Origin of the sequence: Morganella sp. EGD-HP17, from assembly GCF_000512315.2 — a bacterium.
GTDB classification, from domain to species: Bacteria; Pseudomonadota; Gammaproteobacteria; order Enterobacterales; family Enterobacteriaceae; genus Morganella; species Morganella morganii.
Genome location: NZ_AZRH01000016.1, coordinates 64,338 through 89,691, shown reverse-complemented (window position 1 = coordinate 89,691; position 25,354 = coordinate 64,338). Strand labels below are relative to the sequence as shown.

Genomic DNA, 25,354 nt, shown 5'->3' with positions numbered 1-25,354 from the left:
AGGTTGCCCCGCGAATGATAAGTTGTTATGACCATTAATTGCAGCTAATTCAACATGACATCGTTTAGCAATGATTTGAATATCTTGATATTTTGCAAATACAGCAATCATTTCACCATTAACATGACTTTCCATTAATTGTCCACTATATACAGCAAGTGGCATCATTTGTTCGATTGTATAGAAACCAGCGATAACGGCTGCGGCATATTCTCCGCAAGAATGACCTACAATTATTTCAGGTAAAATACCGATTGCTCGCCAATGTGCTGCCATTGCGATTTCATAGGCGACAATAGCCGCTTGAATATAACTGGCATTAACAAGTTTATCGCTATGTAGGCTAAACATGACTTCTTTTAACGGAAATGTTAAGTGTTGCAGGCATGCTTGCTCACAACGATCGATAGTTTCGGCAAATGTTGTTGAATGTTGGTACATCACTTTACCCATAGCAGGATATTGTGATCCCATACCAGAAAATAGCCACGCTATTTTCTTATTTGTTGATGTATGACCATATTGTATTAAAGAATCAGCACTTCCTTGAGAGAAAGCTAACAGTGAAATATCACTCTCACTTGTTAAGGGGATAGATAAGCGCCATGGTAAGTTGAGTTGTCTTTGCTGTAATGCATTATGAGCCAGAATGTTTGCTGGGGTAATTTTTATTAATGGTGCATAATCACCAGCAAGTTTTTTTAGACTCTCTTTTGTGGCGGCACTAAGCAATAATGAGTATTCAAAATTATTGTCTACCTCTTGTTCAGGTTTGATTGATACTAATGAGTCAGGCAATGATTGCACAATGATATGACAGTTTGTTCCACCAATACCAAATGAAGAAACACCAGCAGTTCGTATTCTGCTAGACCAAGCTTTAGGGCTTTTAGGAATGTAGAACGGGCTTTTTTCTATTTGTAATTGAGGATTTGGGTGATTAAAATGCATAGATGGAGGAATAAGTGCTTTATTTACCGCTAATATCGTTTTAATTAGGCCAGTGATACCTGCTGCTGTATCCAGATGTCCGATATTGCCTTTAACTGAGCCAATAGCGCATTTAGAAGCAGTAAGAGAGCGATCAGCGAAAACCTGACATAATGCACTAAACTCAATTGGATCACCTAATGGTGTAGCTGTTGCGTGTGCTTCAATAAGTTCAATATCTTCATTTTTAATATCGGCCAGTTGTATTGCTTCTCTAATAACTGAAACTTGGCCTGCTACGGAGGGAGCTGTGAATCCCGCTTTTTGATGACCATCATTATTAATGGCACTACCACGTAATACAGCAATAATTGTGTTTCCATCCACTAAGGCATCTTCAAGACGACGTAACACTACAATACCAAATCCATTACCAGCAAAAGTACCGTTTGCCTCTGCATCAAAAGGACGACAAATACCATCTGGTGAGAAGATCATGCCTTTCTGATATAGATAACCACCGGTTTGTGGAAATGTGATACCAATTCCACCAGCAATAGCCATACTGCATTCACCAGAGCGTAAACTTTCACAAGCCATATGTACGGCAACTAAGGAGCTAGAACAAGCGGTTTGTATAGTTAATGCTGGACCAGTTAAATTTAATTTATATGCAATACGTGTTGCGAGATAGTCTTTATCATTCCCTAATAATTTTTGCATGCCACGGACATGGCCAATATTGTGCAATGCTAAATCTTGCTGGGCAGGATAGCTGCTCATTCTTGCTGAAGCAAAAACGCCTGTTTTGATGGTTATATTGCAAGGGGCATATCCAGCATGCTCTAAAGCATGCCAAGCACCTTGTAAAAAAATTCTTTGCTGGGGATCGATAAGTTCAGCTTCTGAGCGTGAATAATTAAATAGAGTAGCGTCAAAATATTCCGCTTCATCTAACGGCGCGCCACGATTAACAAAATCAGGTGAACGATAAGTTTGTTCAGCGACACCTGCGGCTTTTAGTTCTTCTTCAGAAAAAAGACGAGAGCTATCGTGTTTATTAATTATGTTATGCCAAAATTGATCAATATTTTGTGCATCAGGGAAGCGACCAGAAAGACCAATAACAGCTATAGGTTCACTATTACCATAGAAAGTTTCAAAATTCAGCATGATTAATATCCTTTATCTACTATGAGTTCGTAGTTGTAACCGTTTCTTTCTCTTGTTTTTGTGTTTGTCTCGGTCGGAATATTGCTCACATGTTGGTGAAGTGTTTTGCCAAAGCAATTGCGCTAATGTATTTAGATTTGGACTAGCGAACAGATCAGTAATTGTAATATGGCTATAGCCATTTTTTTGTAGTGCTGCATGAAGTTGAACCAATTGTAAAGAGCTGGCACCTGCTTCGAAAAAATTTGTTTCAGGTGCTAATGTTATTCCAATAACTTGCTTAACAAGTTGTTGTAGTTTTTGTATTGTCTGACCTGTTTTTTGTGTATCAGTAGATTGTTTATAATGTGTGTTTTGATTATTTTTGGCATTGAAAACTGGGGTGATGACGAGATTATTGCATCTTGGTATAAGTTTATTTAGTGGCAATTGCCAAGATTGTGGTTCAGTAGCCAGTTTAGTGAGTATATGTTCATATTGCTGGAACATGGAAAAAATGGTTGTGTAGTCAAATAATTGTTCGACAAAATCCCAGTTTAAATATAATTCACCGTCTGACTCATATACTTGATGATCTAGCCATGTTTGTGGTGTTTGTGATATTCCCCAAACAGGTTTTAGCCATGAATGATGAGAAAGAAAACCTTCATCATGTTTATAGCCCAATGCACAGGTAAAAACGACAGGTATCTCTATATGAGACATCTGTCGTTGAATTGCCATTTCACGCATTACTTTAATGGCTGAAACACTACGATGTTGCATATCTTTATGTAAACGTTTTTGCATCATTGAGATACTGTTTGACCAAAGATCACAGGTATACCAATCGAGTAATTGTAATGAGGTAAAATCACCAAGTACTTCATTTATTTGAGGATGTACAGGATGCCGATTAAATAATGTCAAATTAATTGTTAACTCAGGGCTTTTACTCCATGCGGATAATGTGGCGCAATAAGCAGCAATCAAAAGTGCTGCTGGCGTAACATTATTTTGTTGAGCAACTTGTTGTAGTGCTTGCCAAACAGAAGTAGATAATGATGTTTGTAAACGCGAGAAGCGAGGTTGCACAATCTGTGCTGGATCTTTTATTAGTGGCAATTGTGGGGCTGGTGGTAATTGTGGTAAACGCGTTAACCAATATTCCCAATCATTTTGTGTGTTAATCGGATAGGCATCACAATCAATATAATCTCGAAAAGTAATATCTAGAGGGATAAATTGGTGATTTGGCTCCATATATAGCGTTTTTAGCTCACTGAAAAATATCTGCATACTCATTCCATCAAGGAATAAGTTATCAAGGCTAATAAAAATATGATCTGGTTGTTCTTTGGTCTTGATAACTTGAATAGCAAATAAAGGCCAATTTTCTGGATCATAAACAATGTTAGCAAGTTGAGCTCGTAATACTAGAAAAGCGTCACTTTTTTCTGTAGGGATATAATGCGTTTTAACGGAATAATAAGGAACTTTTTTAAGTACTTGTTGTTGTCCATTAATAATGACACCACGTAACATATCATGACGAGAAATCAACTGATTAATTGTACGTTCTAATTTAGGTACATCTAAATTTTCCGCTATAAAATGGACAAAAAAATGTGTACCAACACCCCCAAGTGTAAAATTATTTTGCCGTCCAACTAAGTAAGCTTGCTGAATATCAGTGAGTGGAAATGGATTGTATCTATACGCCTCGTTATGTGAAATTGCTGGCTGTTTTTCGAAAACTTCGCTCTGCTTTATATTTTGTGCAAAATCAGAAAGGATCGGATAAGCAAAGATATGCTCCAGTTCAACTTGGTAGCCAATATGGTTTAAATCAGAGATCAATCGAATAGCAACTAGGCTATCTCCCCCTTCACGAAAGAAATGACTGTGACGGTGTATCTTGTTGGTGCCAAGGAGCTTTTGCCATATTGTTATGATGATCTGTTCTTTACCATTGATAGGTTGTTGATTTAGGTATTCTTCTTGGTATTCCTGACAATACAATTTTAATGATTGGTTATCTATTTTGCCATTTGCGGTTAAGGGGAACTCAGTTAGAAAATAAATATGTTTTGGGATCATATAGTCTGGTAAAAATTGGCGCAAATCATGCTCTAGCTTATTTTTATCTGGTAAATAAATTTTTTCTGGTGCTTGGTATAACTGTGTCAATATTTCGCCGTTAACTCCTTCACTTTTATAAGTCGCAGTAGAAGCGCTAAAGATATCTTTGCATTTTTTTGCTGTTAATAATTCATCAGCAGGATCACTACCATTTTGTTGTAATAAAGAGATGCTTATCAGTGATTGTGCAGGGGCATGTAACACTTCTTGTATAAAAATCATTCCACTCGGAGCACAGAGTGAAACGAATTTTTGTATCTCTTTTTGTGGGCTGTCTAATCGATGAAGATAATTGTTCATCCAAATGATATCTGCACTATATCGATTTTTATGAAGAAATACTTCTGTAAGAGGCTCAGCATAACTATTTTGATAATCTGATAAATTTTGGTTAGCTTGCGTTACCATTGAAAGAGACTCATCAGTTAGCAGTAGGGTAACCATATTATTGGGTAATCGTTGCAGAATATAATTTGCTGAAATACCGCTTCTAGCACCTAATTGAATGATTTTTATTGGCCTTTTTAGTGAATGATGAAGTTCTCTTATTTGTTGTAGTAAATTTTCTAAGGAGTAGTGCATTCCATCAATACGCATAGTGACTTGTTCTGGTGACCAATAGGGATCATCAAATAGTGTTAGAGCTGATTTTTTACCTTTGAGTATGTCTGTTAAATTGTTTTTGTGGCGCTGCAAATTTTCTATTAGCGTTCGCTGGGTACTATTAGTTGGGGGGGAATTGAGTGTAGTTTGTGGATATTGTGCTATTAAATTTAGCCAATTAGCCATTAATGACTGATAGCTAGCGATAATGCCATGGTCATCTGCTGATTTTTTTTCTGACAAGAGGTTGTCGAAATCAATATTTTGTTCAGTAAGATAATCATATAAAAATCCAGCTATGATTGCCGTTTCTTGGGATTGTTGTTGTACATTTATTGGGGTTGAGCGCAGATAGTAGAGGGGAGAAAAGGCGCTATTTGAACTGATAATATTCTGGTAATTACCCGAATTTAGTATCACAAAAGAGTGTAATGCTTTTTCTTTATTACCATTACCAAGGCATAGTGTAATCGCATTTTGCACACCCTGAAGCTTATTGAATGCGGCATCAATTTCCCCTGGTTCTATACGGTATCCGCCAATCTTAACTTGGCGGTCACGTCTTCCTAAAAATTCAAGTATACCGCCAGGGAGATATCTTCCCATATCACCTGTTTTATACCAATTTTCACCATTTTGTTTTACAAACTGTTGTGCTGTTTTTTCGGGATCGTTTAGGTAGCCTAACGCAACGCCTGCACCACCAATCCAAAGTTCTCCTGATACCCAATCAGGGCAATCTTCTCCTCTAGCATTAACAATACGATAACGTTGGTTGGATAAAGGATATCCATAAGGTATCGAGCTCCAGGATGGGTCTAATGTTGTGACATTAAAATAGTTAGACCAAATAGCGGCTTCTGTGGCACCTCCCATGGCGACTATTTGTCCATCAGGGCAGAAATTATAGTAACGTGTCGGGAGATCAAGCCCAATCCAATCTCCAGAGAGATAGATTAATAGCAGCGATTGTGGAATGGATGACCCTATTCCTTCTGCATAGGTTAGTAACATATCAAACAGTGCAGGTACGCTGTTCCAAAGTGTTATTTTATGTTGGTTAATAAGTCGTAACCATGCATCAGGATTACGGCGCTCATCTTCTTTAACTAATACAAGAGTCCCTCCGGCATTTAAAACACCGAAAATATCATAAACAGACAGATCAAAATGTAGTGCTGATATGGCAAGTACCCGATCTTTGTCTGAAATGTTATATCGCCGATTGAGATCAAGGCAGGTATTCATTGCGCTGGCATGGGATACAACAACACCTTTAGGCTCTCCAGTAGAACCTGAAGTATAAATAACATAAGCTGCTTGATGAGGAGATATATCTATATTGTGTAGTGGTTTATTCTCGGAGGGTTGAACTTTTTGCCAAACAATCCTGTTACAAAATGTAGCATAGATTGAATAGGATGGATCGCTATCAGATACGATGAGTAATGAAAGCTGAGCATTTTTAGCAATGCGGTTTATACGTTCTTCTGGTTGTAGTACATCAATCGGAACATAAGTTCCCCCCATTAATAAAATAGCCAGAACGCTAATGATTTGCCCTACTCCTTTTGGCATACATACACCAATTCTGTCTTCTGGTTTATAACCTTGTTGTATTATTTGATCACTGAGTATTGTTGCTTTAGATAATAATTTTTTGTAGCTCCATTCCTGAGAGTCGATATCAATGACAGCAATTTTTGATGAATTTGAATAATTATGGAAAATAGACTTATGCAGTGTATGTGGTAATAGTGAATTATCTTTTTTGATAACTGATATTCTATTTTTTAATTGTTTTTTAGGAATTAAATCAGGTTGGGTTTCAATCCAGGCATTAGGATCGTTGGCAAGTTGGCGTATACGAGAAATATAAACATCAAATATTGTTGTTATAACATCATTCCGGAACAAGTCATTGTTATAATCCCACTGTAAAACAATATTTCCACTTTTGTTAATTGCCATGTGATCAAGCCAAACTTGTGGGGTTTGTGATATTCCCCATCCTATAGAACCTAATACAGATTCTATATTTTTATCAATAAGTGGTTGATTAATATGGCTAGTAAAGACAACAGGACACCCATAAGGATGGGTGCCATTTTTACGAAGGTCTCTAATGATATCAATACCAGAATAATCAGAATGTTGCCAAGCTTCAATAAATGTATTTTGATTGTCTTTAGATAATGAAATTAATGGTCGATTGTCTGTTTTCATTTCTAAAAGAATGACATTAGTAAAATCAGCTATAATATTATTAACTGCAGGGGCTAATGGCTTTCTATCAAATAATGTAAAGTTGAGTAATAAGCTATTTTGGCCAGTCCATCTTGCAAGTACAGATGAGAAACAGGTTGCTAATGCAATGGAAGGTGTAATATTATTTTCTTTAGCAAAATTACTAAAATTTTTCCATTCTTTTGAGCTAAATGTCCAGCTAAGGCGTTTAGTTTTTATTTTATTTATTTTTTCTGGATCCATATATAATGGCAGGAGAGGAGCGTCTGGTAGATTTGAGATTTTATTTTTCCAATATTGATATGCTGATTCTTTGTTTTCATACTGTTTTTTATCTTGTAAATAATTATAAAAGTCATAGTGTTCATCTAACTGAGGCAGTACTTCTCCGCTCAATAATAAACAAAGTTCAGTAAAGAGTAATGAATAACTTGTACCATCCGCAATCAACATATCAATATTAGTACATAAACGATATCTGTTGTTAGGTAGCGATATCATGTGAAAATCAATTAACTGACCACTTTCAACATTCAGCACCTGATGACTTAATTTTTCCCGTAATTGTAAAAGTTTTTTCTCATACTCATCTTTTGGTAATTTACTAAAATCATGATATGTAACATATTTTCTATTTAGGTTAGGAGACCAAAATTGTGTACCCTGTTGGTGAAATACTATATTCAACATGGGATGACGTTTTGATAATAATACTAATGCTTTCTCTAGACTTTCCGGAGTAAATTTAGGGATGCCATCAAATTCTTGATAAATTTGGCAAGCAACACCACCAAGAGTTTGTTTATTCAAACGGCCGACAAAATAGGCATGTTGTATAGGTGTAAGTGAAAACTCACCAGCATTTTTTATTGTTTTATGTGTATATATATTATCTTTTCTTTCTTTTTTATTTATATCTGATTTTTTTAATATTTTATACCATCCTTTTATTGTTGGATTTAAATACAAATCTTTTAATGTTATAGCATAACCATTTTTTTGGAAAATATATAAACATTGCATAAATCCAATTGAATCAAGACCTAATTTTATCAGATTGTCCTTATCTGAAAATTTATTTTTGTCAATGTTTATTTGCTTGGAGCATAATTCTTTTATGTTATTAATATCACTTAATATTTTCATTTCTATACCTTAATTATGAGTTATTTATGGCGGAGGATTGTCATTGGTACAGTACTTGAGCTAATGTTTTCATGGACCAATCCTTCTCTTGATGCCTCCTTAATTACTTGTTCAATTCCAAAAGTATACCAATCTCTTTCTATATTAAAATTTCGTATGACTTTATCGTCTTCTATGATTTTAAAATTCATATTCCAACGAATAACTTCTTGATCTATAGGTTTGCCACTTAAATAAATTTCATAGATATGGTTCCCTATTTTTTTGCTATTTAGTAGTATCTTAGAAATGTTACAAGGCGTATTAAACGGCATTGTATCTACCAAAATAGCACCTTTTTTTTCTAGCCCATTTGCAAGCTTATTCCATAATATTTTTCTATCATTCTGATTAAAATATCCTATACAGCCACATATAATAGCGGCAGAAAATGATTTTGGTAGAATGGTATTTTGAAATGTATCAGCAATCACAGTTACTTGGTGTTGTATTTCAGGCAACATCATAATTCTTGTCATTAGGCCAATACGCATAGATGCAGACGGTTCAATTGCAAAAATATGTATGTCTGGAAACATTTGCGCAATTATACTTAATTCTTGGCCAGTGCCGGAACCTATATTTAACCAGTTGCCTGTTTTTACTCCCATAAACTTCAAGGATTTTATAAATGTATCTTTACGAGTTTCCCAATGAGGTTCGCTTAAAATATCATACATTTCAGCAGACTGAGTATAATAATCTTCATAGCTATCCATTCTGTAATTACCTTATTCAATTTCCTACTAATTATACATATTGCTCAAAATTGTTTGATGAAATATTTAGTTTAAGGCGTTTTTTTATTAATTTAATGGAAATTAGTACTGCGATAAAAGTATAAATAGATGATATTGCAAAAACAAAATGATAAGACCAGTTCTCCGCTGTCCAAGTACCTAATAGAGTAGCAATGATTGCTGTAAAAGCATTTGTACATTGGAAAATAGTGAAATCAATACCAGCTTGTTTCAATGAAGATAAGCTCATTAAACCAGTGTAAAAAGAAACTAGTCCTGCAGAAAAAAGAATATATTTTAACCCTATAAGTAAAAAAAGTATTTCATGTGGGATATATTTTATTCCTATAGCCATGGATATGAAAGCAAAAATTAAACCTTGTAAACCATAGGTAATGAAAATTGATTTCCATATGCCAAATACTTTTATTAATATACCACCTAAAAGTGTTCCAAATAGGCTTGCACAAAAATTGAAGCTTCCTATTAATAGTGCAATATTATTTAATGTAATATTTATATCTATTAATAGAGGTCCGGTAATCATATCTGTGATTCTGTTACCTCCTTCTAATAAAACTACTAATAAAATACCAATTCTTACCTCTTTTCGATTAAATGCATATGATAATTTTGGTATATGGTAAGTTTCAGATGTGGTTAGTCTATCTGATTCTTTAAAGTAGAGTGTTGGAATTGTAAGTAATATGATGGTTAGAGCTGATATAGCAAATGCAGTATTTAAGCTAAAATAACTGGAAATTAATAAAAAACCACTAGTGCCTAATAATGCTCCTATTTCTCCTCCGCCAACTTGAGCAATATTTCCCCACCCTCTATTACTTGCCTTAATCTGTTCTACCGCCATGCCATCACATGCAATGTCAATAGTCGATGTTAAGAATGCACATAGGATAAATATTCCAAAAATCCAAAGATTATTCAGTTTGCTTATATTATCGTTAGGGTTTATTAGAATAAGTAAAAAAACTAAAAGAGCAACCAATGATTGACCAATAAGAATCAAGTTACGTGAACGGCGAAATTTTTTTCCAAAAGGTAATCTCAGGCGTTCAATAAATGGAGACCATAAAAATTTAAGTGTCCAAGGAAGCATAAAAAGTGAAGTCAATCCAATTAAAGAGAGAGAAAATCCTTCACTTCTTAGTAAGGTTGGTACAGATTGCATGATAATCATTGATATAAGGGTTTGGGTGATATAAACCCCACCTATAGCCATAATGATCCTTCTGTTGGCTGATAACTCATAACAGATTGATTTATAGCAGCAATGATCCTTTTGTTTTTTGTCATTGGTTTGCACTCTATTAACCCACCTTAATATTCATGTTTTCTGTCACTCAGCACACTTTCATAAGTATATATAATTTTAATGCTCAAAATGTGATCAATCTCAAATAATAATAACAATGCAAATGATATTAATTCGCATTAACATTTTAGCGTAAAGTGCCATTGCACATTTTGGGGTTTATATGGAAAATAAAGGAACTTTATTTAAATCTATATCTTTTGTAGCGGCTACAATGGTAACAGTAAGCTCTGTAGCTGCCACAGAACAGCATGATAATACAATAACTGTTACTGCAACTAAGCGCATTCAAAGTAGTTTTGATGTAATTGGTAATGTGAATGTTCAAACTGATGAACAGTTAAAAAAATCTTTAGTTAATCAAACTGATGATTTGAGCGCAGTTTTTCCTGAGTTGTTATCTGCAAACCGAAGTTCGCGTATTTATAACAATATGACTCTTCGGGGCCAATCTTCGGCCGATTTCTTTTCTCCGAGTTTGGGACTGTTTGTTGATGGTGCTCCCCAGCTTTCTCAATCGTATGCTCAATCTCTTCAAGGGGTTGAGCAAGTTGAGCTACTTAAAGGCCCACAAGGAGTTATTTATGGGCGTGGCACATTGGGGGGGATTATCAGTGTTATTACCAAAAAACCCAGTAGTCACGCTGAAGCATGGTTAGGGGGGCAATATTTTGGTCAAGGGGAAAGAATCAATACAGGAGGAAGCACTGGCTACATGGAAAACGGCTGGGCTTTTCAGGGGAATGTTAGTCTCGATAGAAATAATGGTTCTTTGAACAATCCAGCATGGGATAAAAAAAATGTTGATAGCAGAGATATAAAAGCTGGATGGTTGTCTGCTAATTATATTTCCCCTGATACATTATTTGAGTCTAATTTAAAAGTAGGTGGAGAAAATTACCATTCTCATGAGGAATATTTTGTTCCTTTTTCACCTCTTTCACGTTCAAAAATTGATACTGAATGGTTATATGAAACACCTAATCTTAAACGTAAATTAAAAAACATTTCCTGGAATACTGGTTATGATTTTAATGATGAATGGAAGTTTAAAACGATACTTTCTTATCAAAATATGGATATAGATAGATTGTTTATGGACGGGACGTTACAAGATGATTCTCAGGATATTTTGTATTCAGAAGCAAGAGCTAATTATGAGGGGGGGGATCTAAGTGGAATTATAGGGATATCATTTCAAAAGATGGGTTATAGACATGATAATTTATCTGTAGGGAAAGTCGGAATGGGAGGAAAAAAATCTGATAATGATATTTATAATTACTCTGGATATTTTGATGGTGCATACAGGATAAATGACAATTGGGAGTTAGGTGCAGGGGCTCGTTTTTCTCACGAAAAAGCAAAAACTCGAATGATTATTTTAGAAAAAGGAAAAGGTGAGTCTAATTATAATAATAATGCAGTTTTTAATGCCTTTATTCCACGAGCAAGTATCGCCTGGCTTCCAAATGAGCAGAATCGTATATGGTTTGGAGTTGGCCGCGGTTTTAAACCTGGTGGTTTTAACAAAGAAGGGGCTGATAAACTAGCTCTGACTTCTTATAAATCGGAAACTGCCACGGAAATGGAATTAGGTTGGAAATGGCACAGTGTTAATGATAACCATATGGCCGAAATTACTTTATATCAAATAGATAGTAAAGATGTTCAAGGATATGTAGGTGTTATTGGTTATCAGGCATTATCTAATATGGGAGATTCAAGAAGTCGAGGGATAGAATATCTTTGGAAATCAAAGCTTACCCCTAATCATAGTATTTCACTGGGTGGCATGTTCAATCAATCAGAGTTTACCAGTGGAGAACATAAAAATAAAAGACCTGCTTATACTCCTAGTTGTAGTTCATTAATTTCATGGGATGGTTTATATGGCAAGGAGCAAAAGTGGTCTTCTCGGATTGCAGTCAGATTTAATGGACCATTTTACTTTAATGAGCAAAATAATTTAGAACAAGGGCATTATACTGTTGTTGATGCATCAATATCATGGCACCCTACAAAGCAATATGAACTTGGTATCTATGCGAAAAATATTGGTGATACTTTATATCGAACGTATGCATTTGGTAATAAAGCACAGCTAGGTAACCCGAGAGAGATCGGGGTTCAGGGAAGTATTAACTTTTAGGGTATAGTAAAACCCGCCTGTGCCAAAAAGCGGGTTTTTATTTAATTGGTTAATGTTGGAAGTTTGAGTTTTTTTATTAATTAAATTGAATTTGAAGGGGGTATTTACCTGTCAGTATACTAGTGACCTACCGAGAAAAATATAGAATCATATTACTCTGGCCGGAAATTTATTTTTACTATTGAAGTAACTATCAAGCGGCACCTATGGATTTATATTGTCGGGCATAAATATATGGCGCAATATATTCTATACGGCTGGCGTCTAAATAATCAGACCACCATTGCATCATTTCTATGCGGGCTTCTAAATGTTCCGCTTTATACACGTAAGCAGCTCTTACGCCATTGCGTTCCTTATGGCTCATTTGCCGTTCAATGGCATCTTTTGACCACAGCCCTGATTCATTCAGGGCACTACAGGCCATTGTGCGGAAACCATGGCCGCAGACATCGGTTTTGGTGTTGTAGCCAATTACGCGCAGTGCTTTATTGATAGTGTTTTCACTCATTGGCTTATCCATTGAATGCGCGCCTGCAAAGACAAACATTGACTCCCCTGTGATTTCCTTAATTTGCTCAAGCAGGGAAGCAACCTGTCGTGATAATGGCACCAGATGTTCATCCTTCATTTTTGCACCACGCTCCGAGAATCTCACGCCTTTTACGGTCTCACGCTTTGCAGGCACCGTCCAGATATGTGCTTTCAGGTTAAACTCATCCCAGCGAGCGAGGCGTAGCTCACTGGAGCGCAGGAAGACATGAAGATTAAGCTCCAGTGCTAGGCGGGTTAGTTTCCTGCCTTTGTAATTACTAATCTTTTCCAGCAATTCTGGCAGGTGTTTCAGGAGTAAGGCGGGGTGATGTTGGAACACTACGGGGGTTACGATACCATCTAAATCGTAAGCAGGATTGTATTTGATCACTCCCTGCTGTACGGCATGGCGCATGATTTTCTTCAGATGCTGGCGAACCCTCCCGGCAACGTCATGCACGCCTTTATCGTCAATTACCTTAACCAACTGTGCCAGATGGTGGGTTTCAATTTGGGTGATATCCATCGCGCCAATAGTGGGAAAAACGTAGCGTTTCAGGCAGGTGAGAATTTTATCAGCGTGGGTTTCAGACCAGAGCTTAAGTCTGCTGGAGTGCCATGTTGTCGCGGCATACTGAAATGTGCGGGATTCATCAACGGTATTGTTATGTGCCTTGCGAAGCTGAGAAGGGTTGATACCGGACGCCAGTAGCTTCCGCACTGCATCGCGCTTTTCACGGGCTTCCGCCAGCGTAGTCTGAGGGTAAGGGCCGAAGGCCAGACGACTTTCTTTACCGTTGAGGCGATAGCGGAAATACCATAGCTTAGTACCGCTGGCAGATACCATCAGGTACAGGCCTTGCGAGTCGGTGAGTTTATATGATTTTGCTGAGCGAATCTTGCTGTCAGTTAACATGTGAGGGTCACTCCAGTTGTCGAACTGAATGACCCACAATCTGACCCAAAAATCTCTGGATACGAAGGGATAAATAAAAACGTATCAGAAAGACTTTTTACACCAACCTATTGAATTTAAACAATATAAGGACTCATAGGTAAGTATAAAGAAAGAATAGTGGTGCCCGGACTCGGAATCGAACCAAGGACACGGGGATTTTCAATCCCCTGCTCTACCGACTGAGCTATCCGGGCAACGAGGCGTATTAAACCCGATTCCGTTCGGGGCGTCAATCTTATTTCCTTCAAATTTAATCAAGTGCCGGTTTTTTCTGCAATTTACTGAAGTTTTAATCAATAACGTCTGTTTTTACGGCATAACACGTAAAATTACCGGCGGACAACTGCGGATGCTGCCCGCCGGAAAGTTTAACGGCGGTAACCTTTTTGCAGGTCGTTTACTTTGCGCAGGTAATTGCGGGATTCTCCGGACGGGTGTTTTGTCGTCAGGGTTTCATACACTTTACCCGGCTCCATACCGCTGATAATGCGGGCGGCCTGTTTCTTATCACTGTGGAAGACACGCAGCACACTGCCCGCACCGCCGTTGTAGGCAGTGATCACCGCATAGCGCCGTGATGTCGGGTTGCTGATCTCACCGAGATAGGTATTCTGCAGAATCGCCAGATATGCGGTACCGGTATCGATGTTGCTTGCCGGGTCAAACAGATAGCTGCGGCCCGGTACACCGGAGCGGCCCTGTGATTTAAACACATCACGTCCGGCGGTGTTCGGCATAATCTGCATCAGTCCCAGCGCATCAGAGCGGCTGACCGCATACGGGTTAAAGCTGGATTCCGTCTGCATAATCGCAAGGATCAGAGACTCTTCCACGCCGTATTTGGCGGATGCCTGACGAACCAGCGGCAGGTATTTGTGAGCACGCTGATCCAGATGGTTCGGCACCAGTTTCAGGGTGATATAGGTGATCATCTGTGAGCCGGACTGGCGGCGCTGTAAACGGTTGGTCACCAGATAATCCGCGAATTTGGTGGCGCGCCACTCCCAGCGGATCGGCTGTCCGGTATGATCCAGCACCTGGCCGAACAGGAACGGCTCTTTACTGATGGTGACATCGTTGGCATCAGAATAGAGGTCAACCGAGCCCGGATCCTCTCCCATCAGCAGGGTATTGATAATCGCCTGACGCAGATGCGCTTCCGGCTCAACCCCCGCCAGCGTCTCAATAGTGACGGTACCGGCATCAAAGTTGATATGGGAACGGGTGTAGTACTGATCGGTGTATTTGACGTAATCTTTCGGACCGGCGATCAGAACTTCTTTTATACCCCAGATATTTTCAATGTTATGGGCAAACTGACCCATCAGAATATCAAATCCGTTGGTATCCTTAACATATTCAGGACGGTAATCCGTCTGTTCCTGTGAACCGGTACAGGAAGCCAGCAGCGGCGCAATAATGATCAGTGCAGCAAGTTTTTTCATGGGTATAAATACGGTGTGATCCGGGTTCAGATACAACATCAGAGCCGGGAAAGGGCTCTGATGACAGGGTTATTTTTCAGGCGGTGTATAGCCTTCAATGTGGATATCGTGGCCTTCAAACAGGAATTTGACCATCTCCTGTTCCAGCAGTTTGCGATCATCCGGGTTCATGGTGCTGAGTTTTTTCTCGTTGATCAGCATGGTCTGTTTGGACATCCACTGCTGCCAGGCTTCTTTGGAAATCTCATTAAAAATACGTTTACCTAATTCGCCCGGATAGAGCTGAAAATCCTGGCCGTCAGCCTCACGCTGAAGAAAAGTGCAAAAAATTGTTCTGCTCATGTAACATCCTCAAAAATGGGGTTCTTTACCCGATCTGCTTAAGCAAGGTTTCCACCGGGGCGGCCAGGCCGATCGCCGGCGGATTTTGGCTGTTATACCAAATCCCGTCGCTGTCGTCATGGACTGCTGTGCGATCGGTGACGTTTACGGCAACGGGCACAATATCCAGATGAAAATGGCTGAATGTGTGGCGGAAGGCAATCAGCTGCTGTAATGGTGAGTGGCTGATGCGGCGTTGTGTCAGCCAGTCGAGCATGGCGTCTTCCGTTGCAAACTGCGGAAAACTGTATAATCCGCCCCAAATCCCTTTTGCCGGACGCTTTTCCAGCCAGATCTCATTATCATGCTGAATGATAAGAAAGTAAGCGGTTTTTTCCGGAATTGATTGTTTCGGTTTTTTTCCGGGATACGCCGCCGGGTTGTGCTCTGCATACCCAATGCAGCCGGACTGCAGCGGGCACAGCTCGCACTTGGGTTTGCTGCGTGTGCAGACCATCGCGCCCAGATCCATCATCGCCTGATTAAAATACTGCACACCGTCAGCCGGGGTCACATCTTCGGCGATCGCCCAGAGACGGTTTTCCACCTCTTTTTTACCGGGCCAGCCGCTGACGGCGTAACAGCGCGCCAGCACCCGTTTGACATTGCCGTCCAGAATCGGGAAATGCTGATTCTGAGAGAGGGACAGAATCGCGCCTGCGGTTGAGCGCCCGACACCGGGCAGGGCAACCACATCCTCAAACGTGACCGGGAACTGTCCGCCGAATTCAGAAGCGATAGTCTGCGCGGCTTTATGCAGATTGCGGGCACGGGCGTAATAGCCGAGCCCGGTCCATAAATGCAGCACTTCATCAAGTGGGGCGGCAGCCAGGTCTGTGACCGCCGGAAACCGTTCAATAAAACGGTTAAAATAAGGAATAACCGTTGCCACCTGGGTCTGCTGTAACATCACTTCAGAGAGCCAGACATGGTAAGGCGTTTTCTCCTGCTGCCAGGGCAGGTTTTTTCTGCCGTAGCGGTGATACCACGTCAGAACCGATTGCGAAAATTGCTGTGCTTCCATGAGAATAAAATAATAATTGAATAGTTTTAATTGACGGGAATTCCAGCACACTGTTTTGCGACTGTAAACCAACTTTTGCCTGAAATTGTGCGAAAGAGGATGATTAACCGGTGCGAAGTCGGTTGTCTCTTGCTAAACTTGCCGCACTTTGCGTGTGTCAGCGCAGCGCAGCCCGTTGTGCCGGACACATTATGATTTATTTTTGCCGGGATACTGACAGCAAACCTTATGATCAACAATGTAATTTCGCCGGAATTTAATGAAGACGGCAGAGCCCTGCGCCGTGTCCGCAGTTTTGTGCGCCGTCAGGGACGGCTGACCAAACGTCAGGAAGATGCCCTGACAGACCTGTGGCCGTCAGCAGGGGTGGATTTTACCCCGGAACTGCTGGATTTTACCGCACTGTTCGGGCGTGATGCACCGGTCACACTGGAGATCGGTTTCGGCATGGGCGCCTCTCTGGTGGAGATGGCGAAACAGAATCCGGATAAAAACTATCTGGGGATTGAAGTGCATGCTCCGGGTGTCGGTGCCTGTCTGGCGGATGCGCAGGAAGCCGGGGTGACGAACCTGCGGGTGATGTGCCATGATGCCATCGAAGTGCTGGATAAAATGATCCCGGATAACAGCCTGCATATGGTGCAGCTGTTCTTCCCTGATCCGTGGCATAAGGCCCGTCACAATAAACGGCGCATTGTTCAGCTGCCGTTTGCGGAAAAAGTGCGGACAAAACTGACGCAGGGCGGTATCTTCCATATGGCGACAGACTGGCAGCCGTATGCGGAGCACATGCTTGAGGTCATGACTCAGGCACCGGGTTACCGCAATCTGTCAGCAACACAGGATTATGTACCGCGCCCGGAAACCCGGCCGGTCACGAAGTTTGAAAAACGCGGCCATCGCTTAGGCCATGGCGTCTGGGATCTGATGTTTGAGAGGATGAAATAATGGCAACACAACGTAGTCGTCGTTTACGGAAAAAAATGCGTATCGATGAGTTCCGCGAACTCGGTTTTTCCTTCAAATGGGACTTCCCGGAAGGCACTGATGTCGACACTATCGACCGCACCGTTGACCAGCTGGTTGAGGAAGTGATCGAGCCGAACGGCCTGGCGCTGGATGCCAGCGGTTACCTGAGCTGGGAAGCCATGGTCTGTTTACAGAAAATCGGTGAATGTACCGATGAGCACCGTAAGCTGGTGGGTGACTGGCTGAAAGCCAAAGGGATGCAGAACATTCAGATGTCTGAACTGTTCGATATCTGGTGGGACTGAGATAAATTTCTTACCACGCTAATTATTAATAAGGGCACCTGAAAAGGTGCCCTTATCTCTCTCCGGCCTCCGGAGTTGTGGCGTGCCGTGTTTTGGAGTAACAACCTTGACCACACACTTTAGTAATGAACTGCTGGACGATATCTTACACCGTGTCCGGCCGCTGATTGGCTCCGGTAAAGTGGCGGATTATATTCCGGCGCTGGCGGAAGTCTCACCTGACTGGCTGGGGATCGCGGTGTGTACCGTGGACGGGGAGATTTTTGCCGCCGGTGATGCGTATCAGCGCTTTTCGGTGCAGTCCATTTCCAAAGTGCTGAGTCTGACACTTGCGATGACGCGTTATAAGGAATCGGAGATCTGGTCGCGGGTCGGCAAAGAGCCGTCCGGTCTGCCGTTTAACTCACTGGTGCTGCTGGAGATGGAAAAGGGTATTCCGCGCAATCCCTTTATAAATGCCGGGGCGATTATTATCGCGGATATGCTGCAGTCCCGCCTCAGTGCGCCGCGTCAGCGGATGCTGGAGTTTGTCCGCAAACTGACCGGCAGTCAGGATATCACTTATGATTTGCAGGTGGCACGTTCTGAACTGGAGCACGGCAGCCGCAATGCGGCTATTGCTTTCCTGATGAAATCCTTCGGCAATTTTGAGAATAATGTACTGACTGTGCTGGAGAACTATTTTCACTATTGCGCACTCTCAATGAACTGTGCTGAACTGGCAACCTGTTTTGCTTATCTGGCCAACGGCGGTGTGCCGCTGGGCGGTCAGGAGCCTGTGATCACGCCGTTGCAGTCACGGCAGATAAATGCCCTGATGCTGACCTGCGGGATGTATGACGGTTCCGGGGAATTTGCTTACCGGATAGGCATGCCCGGTAAATCCGGGGTCGGCGGCGGGATCGTCTGTGTGGTGCCGGGTGAGTTTTCTGTGGTGGTCTGGTCTCCGGAACTGGATGATTCAGGGAACTCTTTGGCCGGTTGCGCTGCCTTAGAAATGTTATCCGCAAAAATCGGGCGCTCTATTTTCTGAACCCGCCGGGTTCAGCGTCCGCTGTCTGAGAATCAGGAGTGTTTATGTTACGTAAATGGATTGCCGTTCTGAGTCTGGGTGCCGCGTCACTGGCATCGGCGGAAGGGTATCAGTGCAGTGTCACCCCGCAGGATGATTTGGTTATCACACCGGCCTATGTGCAGGTGATCGGGAAAAGCGGGGAAATGAAGATCACCCCTGACGGGCAGATCACCCGCGACGGCAAATCCCTGACACTCAGCGCCGCACAGAGTGCGGATGCAAAACGCTACCAGTCAGGTGTGCGTCAGGATGTGCCGTGGATAAAACAGCAGGCGGTAAACCGGATCGGTAAATCCCGTCAGGCTGTGGATAAAGTGCTGATCAAAGAGATGGGGCAGGACAGCAAACTGCGCGGCCATCTGACAACCCTGGAAGCGGATCTGAATAAACAGGTTGATCGGATCATTGAAACCCGTCCGGATGGTTATGCCTTCCATCATCAGGCGATTAAGCAGGTGGAGCAGGACGGACGGGCGCAGATCCAGCAGCGCCTCGGCGGTATGCTTCAGGATGCTATCAATGAAATCGGCCGCAAACAGCTGCTTGCCGGGCTGACCGGTGACAAAAGCGCCGCCGGTGCGGCACTGAGCGGGCTGGACGGGTTACAGAAATCCTTACAGCAGGCCGTGCGTGAACAGGAAGATGATTTTAAACAGTTCAGCAAACAGGTGTGCGGCAAAGTCACTACCATGGAACAACAGCGTATTCAGCTGATAAATTCCCTTAAGTAATATAAGGTTACCGGTACATTCTGTGCCGGTAACTGCTTTTTTAACCGATCAGGTTCAAATAAATGGTAATTGTTATGATAATGATTCTTATTTGATTGACATGTTTCGGCTTCTGCCTAGAATGAACTGCGACGTTAAACGCATTTAATCAGGCAGGAACATGAAAAAGATCATTCCGTTAGTGTTAATTCCGTTTTTAGGCTTTGCCTCCGCTTCCGCGCTGGCTGACTCCGCGCCGAAATATACCCCGAATCATATTGCCGCCGTGGCGGATAAAAGCCCGCTGCTGACCATCGAACATCAGTCGGGCTCTGCGAAAGTGGCACAAAAGCCATCCCGCGTGGTGCTGTTTGACTTTGGTGTGTACGACACCATGAATAAGCTGGGACTGGTTGACAATGTTGTCGCGCTGCCGCTGGGCAATCTGCCGTCATATCTGAAAGGTCAGGTGGACAGCAAAGTCGCTGATGCAGGCGGAATGAAAACGCCGGACCTGGCAAAAATTGCAGAACTGAAGCCGGATCTGATTGTGATCACCGGCCGTCAGGGCAAATCATTTGATGAACTGAACAAAATCGCGCCGACAGTGAACCTCGGTACCGGCGGTGATGATTATCTGGCTGCGGCAGAGGCGAATATTACTCTGATCGGTCAGCTTTATGATATTGAGAAGAAAACCGCAGAAGAACTGGCCGCACTGAATAAAACCGTTGCTCAGGCTCAGGAAAAAGCCGCCAAATCCGGTAAGAAAGTGCTGGTGATGCTGCATAATGACGGTAAATTATTCCCGAATAAACAGCCGGTTGTCTATCAGGTGGTGAAAGCGGCTGCTGTTGATATTCCGGTTGACCCGAAAGCAGAGAAAGATAAACGCCCGCTGGTGACTCCGGAAATGGTGGCAGAGCTGAATCCGGATGTGATTCTGGTGATTGACCGCAGCGCGGCGATTGGTGCAGGGCAGTGGGATAAAGCGGCTTTTGAAACCGATGGTGTGAAAAAGACCAATGCCTTTAAAAATGACAAGATTATCGTGTTACAGCCGGATCTCTGGTATCTCTCCGGCGGCGGGCTGGACAGTCTGAACCGTCAGGTGCAGGCCGTGGAAAGCGCGCTGTAATCCGCTGATTCAGATAAATAATAAAAACCCGGACGTGAAAACGGCCGGGTCAGGCCGTTGACAAACCCGCAGGGGTTGGCGACGACCGCCAGGGGTTGTAAAAATAAACCAGGAAAATCAATTTATTGATTTTCGGCTGATAACACAAAGCAGGAAAAACCACGTTTTATCCTGCTTTGTCAGCAATCTCATCCGGACGTGAAAGCGGCCGGGTTTTTGTTTTATAAAAACCGTTCCAGCAACGTATTGAGGAATAACTTGCCGTGTTCGGTTATCTGCCAGTGGGTTGCGGTTTCAGAAATCTCACCGGCATTCAGTGCCGCTTCAATCTGCGGACGAACCACGGATTCCGGCAGTCCGGTATAATCGGTGAAATCCCGGCGCGGCATCGCTTCCAGCAGGCGGAACCGGTTCATAAAGAACTCAAACGGCCGGTCTTCCGTTGCCACCTCATTTTGCTGATCAAGATAGCGCCCTTCCATATAACCGCGCGGATGTTTGGTTTTGACTGTCCGCAGAATGCGTCCGTCAGCAAACGAAATTTTGCCGTGCGCACCACAGCCGATCCCGAGGTAATCCCCGAAACGCCAGTAGTTGAGGTTATGCTGACACTGAAATCCCGGTTTTGCATACGCGGAGGTTTCATACTGCACATAACCGGCCTGTGTCAGTAACTGATGGCCCTGTGAGAAAATATCCCACAGCAGGTCGTCATCCGGCAGCACCGGCGGGCGGGAGCCGAAACTGGTGTTCGGTTCAATCGTCAGCTGATACCAGGAAAGATGCGGCGGGGCGAGTTCAATCGCCTGGCGCAGGTCACTGAGCGCTTCGCCGAGATGCTGCTCCGGCAGCCCGTGCATCAGGTCGAGGTTAAAACTGCGCAGTCCGAGTGTCGCCGCGAGCCGGGCAGCCCGTTTGGCTTCTCCGGCATCGTGAATACGCCCGAGGCGGATCAGTTTGTCATCACCGAAGCTCTGCACTCCAATGGAAATGCGGTTGATACCGGCTTTCTGGTAGCCGCTGAAACGATCGGCTTCCACAGTGCCCGGGTTGGCTTCCATGGTCACTTCCGCATCTGCCGCGACAGGAATACGGGCACGTACGCCGTCCATCAGTGTCTGCATCGCTTCCGCACTCAGCAGGCTGGGGGTGCCGCCGCCGATAAAGATAGTGCGGATTTCGCGACCGGCAACCAGCGGCAGATCGGCATCCAGATCCGCCAGCAGATGTGCCACATAATCATCATGCGGCACTTCACCTTTCAGCGCGTGAGAGTTGAAATCACAGTAAGGGCACTTCTGAACACACCACGGGATATGAATATACAGACTGAGCGGGGGAAGCTTACCCATTACGCAGGGCTTCCGACAGTAGTGCCAGCGCTTTGCCGCGGTGAGACATAGCCTGTTTCTCTTCCGGACGCAGCTGCGCGGCAGTTTTATTCAGTTCAGGCAGCCAGAAGACAGGATCATAACCGAAACCGCCTTCGCCCTGCGCCTGCTCTGCAATCACACCGGCCCAGCGGCCGTGGCAGATGATCGGTGTCGGGTCATTTTCGTGACGCATATACACCAGTACACAGTTGAAGTGCGCCTGACGCTGCGCCACAGGTACGCCGTCAAGGGCGGCCAGCAGTTTTACGATATTGGCGCCGTCGTTGCCGTCAGTTCCGGCATAGCGGGCGGAGTAGATCCCCGGCGCACCGCCGAGGTAATCGACGGAAATCCCGGAGTCATCCGCAATAGCCGGTAAACCGGTTACTTTTGCTGCGTGACGCGCTTTGATAATGGCATTTTCAACAAAGGTCAGGCCGGTTTCCTCAACGGAGCCGACTCCCAGTTCCGTCTGTGCCACCACATCCATACCGGCATCCGCCAGCAGTGAGGCCATTTCGCGGACTTTTCCGGCATTGCCGGTAGCTAAAACAATTTTGCGGGTCATATCAGCGCCTGATTACATAAATATCCACTGAACAATATCGTTATAGAGATAGCCCAGTGCATACAGAATAAAAATGACAATCATTGCAGAGAAATCAATACCGCCCATCGGCGGAATGATACGGCGGAACGGCGACATCAGCGGCTCGGTCAGCTGCATCAGTACATAATCCACCGGGTTGCGGCCCTGGCTGAACCAGCTCAGCAGCGCGCGGGCGAGGATCACCCAGAATACCGTCATACCTGCAAGATAAAGAAGATTAAAGAAAGCGACTAACAGCATCAGCCCGCCGAGTTGTCCCTGAAAACCGGCCAGAAACCACGGAAAGAGCAGTTTCAGCAGTACGGCAACATAGGCCACCAGCACAGAAGCCGTATCAATCGGGCCGATAGCCGGAATAATACGGCGCAGCGGACGGACAACCGGCTGTGTGGCTTTCACGACAAACTGGGCAAACGGATTATAAAAGTCCGCGCGCGCCCATTGCATCCAGACACGCAGCAGTAAAATCGTGGCATAGGCATGCAGGAGCGTGGTGACAACAAAATTCAGTGTTTGCATCGGTGAAATCCTTAACAGAAAACAAATTAACCGGTTTGTGATAACGCACTAAGGTACCGGAAGGTCATGATACCGAATGATCAGGATACAGAATAGTTACGCGCACCGAAAATTGCAGTGCCGATGCGTACCATGGTCGAACCGCAGGTAATTGCAGCATCCATATCGTCGGTCATGCCCATCGATAACGTATCCGCCTGCGGGTATTTCCCCTGCAGTTCACGGAAAGCCGTTTCCATCTGACGGAAAACCGCAGACTGGCGCTCAGGATCCGTTTCCGGTGCAGGTATTGCCATCAGTCCGCGCAGACAGACATTCGGCAGTACGGCAACCTGCTCCGCCAGCGCCGGTAATTCCGCAAGGGTGATACCGGATTTACTGTTCTCATCACTGATATTGATCTGGATAAGTACATTCAGCGGTGCTTTATCTGCCGGACGCTGGTCACTCAGGCGCTGGGCGATTTTCAGCCGGTCGATGGTATGACACCAGTCAAAATGCTCCGCAACCAGACGGCTTTTATTAGACTGCAGCGGGCCGATAAAGTGCCATTCCAGATTTTGATTCGCAGAGAAATACTGAATTTTTTCAACGCCTTCCTGGACGTAGTTTTCACCAAAGCGGGTTTGTCCGGCAGCTATCGCTTCTTCGAGCGCGCTCACAGGTTTGGTTTTACTGACGGCAAGTAAGGTCACTGTGTGTGGATCGCGGCCGCATTTTTGCGCCGCAGCGGTTATACGTTCTCTGATTTCTGTCAGATTGTCTTTTATTGGTTTCATGATGATCCGGGAGATAACCTAATGAATATGGATAATTTAATCGCCCTTAGTGTAAAGCATAATGCATCCGATCTGCACCTTTGTGTTGGTCAGGTGCCGGTGTTACGGGTGGATGGAGAGCTTTTTTCGCAGACACACTGTGCGGCGGTAACCGATGACGCACTGCGCGGCTGGGTAAAGACGATCCTCGACCAGGCAAATTACCACAGATTGATGACAAAAGGGCAGGCGGATCTTGCGTTGTTTATCCGCGATCAACCTTTGCGGGTGAATATTTTTATGGCGGGGGGATTGCTGAACGCCGCACTGCGGCTGATAAGCCCCGCAGTTCCTTCTCTGGAGGATATCCTGGCACCGCCGGTGTTTGCCGGGCTGCTGTCAAAAACGCAAAGCGGCCTGATTCTGGTCACCGGGGCGACCGGCAGCGGAAAATCAAGCACGCTGGCGGCGCTGCTCAGTTATATCAATCAGCATTTCCGGCGGCATGTGATTACCCTCGAGGACCCGGTGGAGTTCCGTCACCGCAGCAGGCAGTCGCTGATCCGCCAGCGGGAAATCGGCCGTGATTGTGAGGATTATCAGCAGGGGCTGACAGCCGCGCTGAGACAGGATCCGGATGTGATTATGCTGGGGGAATTGCGGGATGAGGCGGCTATCCGGCTTGCCCTGACGGCGGCGGAAACCGGGCATCTGGTGCTGAGTACGCTCCACACCAGAGGCGCGATTGCGGCGATTGAGCGGCTGACAGATGTGTTCAGCGGTGCGGAGAAAAACCGTGTGTGCAGCCAGATGGCAGGCAGTCTGGTGGCCGTGCTGAGCCAGCATCTGGTGGCTAAACAGGGCGGCGGACGCTGTGCACTGTTTGATGTGCTGATCAATACCCCGGCGGTGGCGAGCCTTATCCGTGATAATAAAGCGTATCAGATTGCCTCTCACCAGCAGTCAGGCGCACAGTCCGGGATGATGACGGAGGAGCAGTGCCTGCAATGGCGGCGCGGCAGAGGGGAGATAGCCGGGGAGGCGGGCGCGGTACCGGCATGGTAAACAGTA

Annotated in this window: 19 protein-coding genes and 1 tRNA gene; 7 read left to right on the top strand and 13 right to left on the bottom strand. The window is 43.9% G+C overall.

Features of this window, described 5'->3' with window-relative positions:
- From X965_RS15870 to X965_RS15855, 4 genes are all read right to left on the bottom strand, one after another.
- On the bottom strand, positions 1-2,103 hold a 2,103-nt coding region (locus X965_RS15870), incomplete at its 3' end, for a type I polyketide synthase (RefSeq protein WP_036418840.1).
- Positions 2,104-2,115: 12 nt separating this feature from the next.
- Positions 2,116-8,220, bottom strand: coding sequence for a non-ribosomal peptide synthetase (locus X965_RS15865; RefSeq protein WP_036418837.1), 6,105 nt, complete (start codon positions 8,218-8,220; stop codon positions 2,116-2,118).
- Between the two features lie 20 nt (positions 8,221-8,240).
- A complete protein-coding gene (locus X965_RS15860; protein ID WP_032097871.1) occupies positions 8,241-8,978 on the bottom strand; it encodes a class I SAM-dependent methyltransferase in 738 nt (245 codons plus the stop codon).
- A gap of 31 nt (positions 8,979-9,009) precedes the next feature.
- Positions 9,010-10,323, bottom strand: coding sequence for an MFS transporter (locus X965_RS15855; protein ID WP_036418836.1), 1,314 nt, complete (start codon positions 10,321-10,323; stop codon positions 9,010-9,012).
- Positions 10,324-10,495: 172 nt separating this feature from the next.
- On the opposite strand from X965_RS15855, the gene X965_RS15850 reads away from it, so the two are divergent.
- On the top strand, positions 10,496-12,484 hold the full coding sequence (locus X965_RS15850; RefSeq protein WP_036418834.1) for a TonB-dependent receptor: 1,989 nt from the start codon (positions 10,496-10,498) through the stop codon (positions 12,482-12,484).
- A 193-nt stretch (positions 12,485-12,677) separates the two neighbouring features.
- On the opposite strand, the gene X965_RS15845 is transcribed toward X965_RS15850, so the two are convergent.
- The 5 genes from X965_RS15845 to mutY form a co-directional block, all read right to left on the bottom strand.
- Positions 12,678-13,934, bottom strand: a complete 1,257-nt coding sequence (locus X965_RS15845) for an integrase arm-type DNA-binding domain-containing protein (protein ID WP_032097874.1) — start codon at positions 13,932-13,934, stop codon at positions 12,678-12,680.
- Between the two features lie 160 nt (positions 13,935-14,094).
- A tRNA-Phe gene (locus tag X965_RS15840) sits at positions 14,095-14,170 on the bottom strand.
- Between the two features lie 174 nt (positions 14,171-14,344).
- Positions 14,345-15,421 carry a membrane-bound lytic murein transglycosylase MltC gene (gene mltC, locus X965_RS15835; protein WP_036418831.1) on the bottom strand — a complete coding sequence of 359 codons (1,077 nt, stop codon included), beginning with the start codon at positions 15,419-15,421 and terminating at the stop codon, positions 14,345-14,347.
- Between the two features lie 69 nt (positions 15,422-15,490).
- Positions 15,491-15,763, bottom strand: coding sequence for an oxidative damage protection protein (locus tag X965_RS15830; protein WP_004237812.1), 273 nt, complete (start codon positions 15,761-15,763; stop codon positions 15,491-15,493).
- 25 nt (positions 15,764-15,788) lie between these two features.
- The gene (mutY, locus tag X965_RS15825; RefSeq protein ID WP_036418842.1) at positions 15,789-16,826 is read right to left on the bottom strand and encodes an A/G-specific adenine glycosylase; all 1,038 of its coding nucleotides are present in this window, start codon (positions 16,824-16,826) and stop codon (positions 15,789-15,791) included.
- A 228-nt stretch (positions 16,827-17,054) separates the two neighbouring features.
- Between mutY and trmB the strand changes: the two genes are divergently transcribed.
- From trmB to X965_RS15800, 5 genes are all read left to right on the top strand, one after another.
- Positions 17,055-17,774 (top strand): tRNA (guanosine(46)-N7)-methyltransferase TrmB, encoded by a 720-nt coding sequence (trmB, locus tag X965_RS15820; protein ID WP_036418829.1) that lies wholly within the window; start codon positions 17,055-17,057, stop codon positions 17,772-17,774.
- Entirely contained in the window at positions 17,774-18,100 is a 327-nt protein-coding gene (locus tag X965_RS15815) for a YggL family protein (protein WP_015422519.1), read from the top strand. Before trmB ends, X965_RS15815 begins: the two co-directional genes overlap by 1 nt.
- 106 nt (positions 18,101-18,206) lie before the next feature.
- Complete coding sequence (glsB, locus tag X965_RS15810; protein ID WP_036418827.1) at positions 18,207-19,133, top strand: glutaminase B; 927 nt, start codon at positions 18,207-18,209, stop codon at positions 19,131-19,133.
- 44 nt (positions 19,134-19,177) lie between these two features.
- Positions 19,178-19,906 (top strand): DUF2884 family protein, encoded by a 729-nt coding sequence (locus X965_RS15805; protein WP_036418824.1) that lies wholly within the window; start codon positions 19,178-19,180, stop codon positions 19,904-19,906.
- 160 nt (positions 19,907-20,066) lie between these two features.
- On the top strand, positions 20,067-21,023 hold the full coding sequence (locus X965_RS15800; RefSeq protein WP_036418821.1) for a siderophore ABC transporter substrate-binding protein: 957 nt from the start codon (positions 20,067-20,069) through the stop codon (positions 21,021-21,023).
- Between the two features lie 221 nt (positions 21,024-21,244).
- Here X965_RS15800 and hemW read toward each other — a convergent pair whose 3' ends face one another.
- The 4 genes from hemW to X965_RS15780 all read right to left on the bottom strand — a co-directional run bounded on the left by hemW (position 21,245) and on the right by X965_RS15780 (position 24,304).
- Positions 21,245-22,375 (bottom strand): radical SAM family heme chaperone HemW, encoded by a 1,131-nt coding sequence (hemW, locus tag X965_RS15795; protein WP_036418818.1) that lies wholly within the window; start codon positions 22,373-22,375, stop codon positions 21,245-21,247.
- The gene (gene rdgB, locus X965_RS15790) at positions 22,368-22,964 is read right to left on the bottom strand and encodes an RdgB/HAM1 family non-canonical purine NTP pyrophosphatase (RefSeq protein ID WP_004237822.1); all 597 of its coding nucleotides are present in this window, start codon (positions 22,962-22,964) and stop codon (positions 22,368-22,370) included. The genes hemW and rdgB overlap by 8 nt, the downstream gene beginning before the upstream one ends.
- A 12-nt stretch (positions 22,965-22,976) precedes the next feature.
- Positions 22,977-23,525 carry a YggT family protein gene (locus X965_RS15785; RefSeq protein ID WP_004237823.1) on the bottom strand — a complete coding sequence of 183 codons (549 nt, stop codon included), beginning with the start codon at positions 23,523-23,525 and terminating at the stop codon, positions 22,977-22,979.
- 80 nt (positions 23,526-23,605) lie between these two features.
- A complete protein-coding gene (locus X965_RS15780) occupies positions 23,606-24,304 on the bottom strand; it encodes a YggS family pyridoxal phosphate-dependent enzyme (RefSeq protein WP_004237824.1) in 699 nt (232 codons plus the stop codon).
- 21 nt (positions 24,305-24,325) lie between these two features.
- Between X965_RS15780 and X965_RS15775 the strand changes: the two genes are divergently transcribed.
- Positions 24,326-25,348: a type IV pilus twitching motility protein PilT gene (locus X965_RS15775; protein ID WP_004237825.1), complete on the top strand. Its 1,023-nt coding sequence runs from the start codon at positions 24,326-24,328 to the stop codon at positions 25,346-25,348.
- The last annotated feature ends 6 nt before the right edge of the window (positions 25,349-25,354 follow it).

Excerpts from the sequence above, each read along its gene's own strand:
- X965_RS15780 (WP_004237824.1), bottom strand. The coding sequence starts at position 24,304 with ATGAAACCAATAAAAGACAATCTGACAGAAATCAGAGAACGTATAACC.
- X965_RS15800 (WP_036418821.1), top strand. The coding sequence starts at position 20,067 with ATGAAAAAGATCATTCCGTTAGTGTTAATTCCGTTTTTAGGCTTTGCC.
- X965_RS15815 (WP_015422519.1), top strand. The coding sequence starts at position 17,774 with ATGGCAACACAACGTAGTCGTCGTTTACGGAAAAAAATGCGTATCGAT.
- X965_RS15850 (WP_036418834.1), top strand. The coding sequence starts at position 10,496 with ATGGAAAATAAAGGAACTTTATTTAAATCTATATCTTTTGTAGCGGCT.
- rdgB (WP_004237822.1), bottom strand. The coding sequence starts at position 22,964 with ATGACCCGCAAAATTGTTTTAGCTACCGGCAATGCCGGAAAAGTCCGC.
- X965_RS15785 (WP_004237823.1), bottom strand. The coding sequence starts at position 23,525 with ATGCAAACACTGAATTTTGTTGTCACCACGCTCCTGCATGCCTATGCC.
- X965_RS15805 (WP_036418824.1), top strand. The coding sequence starts at position 19,178 with ATGTTACGTAAATGGATTGCCGTTCTGAGTCTGGGTGCCGCGTCACTG.
- X965_RS15865 (WP_036418837.1), bottom strand. The coding sequence starts at position 8,220 with ATGAAAATATTAAGTGATATTAATAACATAAAAGAATTATGCTCCAAG.
- mltC (WP_036418831.1), bottom strand. The coding sequence starts at position 15,421 with ATGAAAAAACTTGCTGCACTGATCATTATTGCGCCGCTGCTGGCTTCC.
- X965_RS15775 (WP_004237825.1), top strand. The coding sequence starts at position 24,326 with ATGAATATGGATAATTTAATCGCCCTTAGTGTAAAGCATAATGCATCC.
- hemW (WP_036418818.1), bottom strand. The coding sequence starts at position 22,375 with ATGGGTAAGCTTCCCCCGCTCAGTCTGTATATTCATATCCCGTGGTGT.
- X965_RS15830 (WP_004237812.1), bottom strand. The coding sequence starts at position 15,763 with ATGAGCAGAACAATTTTTTGCACTTTTCTTCAGCGTGAGGCTGACGGC.
- X965_RS15845 (WP_032097874.1), bottom strand. The coding sequence starts at position 13,934 with ATGTTAACTGACAGCAAGATTCGCTCAGCAAAATCATATAAACTCACC.
- trmB (WP_036418829.1), top strand. The coding sequence starts at position 17,055 with ATGATCAACAATGTAATTTCGCCGGAATTTAATGAAGACGGCAGAGCC.
- X965_RS15860 (WP_032097871.1), bottom strand. The coding sequence starts at position 8,978 with ATGGATAGCTATGAAGATTATTATACTCAGTCTGCTGAAATGTATGAT.
- mutY (WP_036418842.1), bottom strand. The coding sequence starts at position 16,826 with ATGGAAGCACAGCAATTTTCGCAATCGGTTCTGACGTGGTATCACCGC.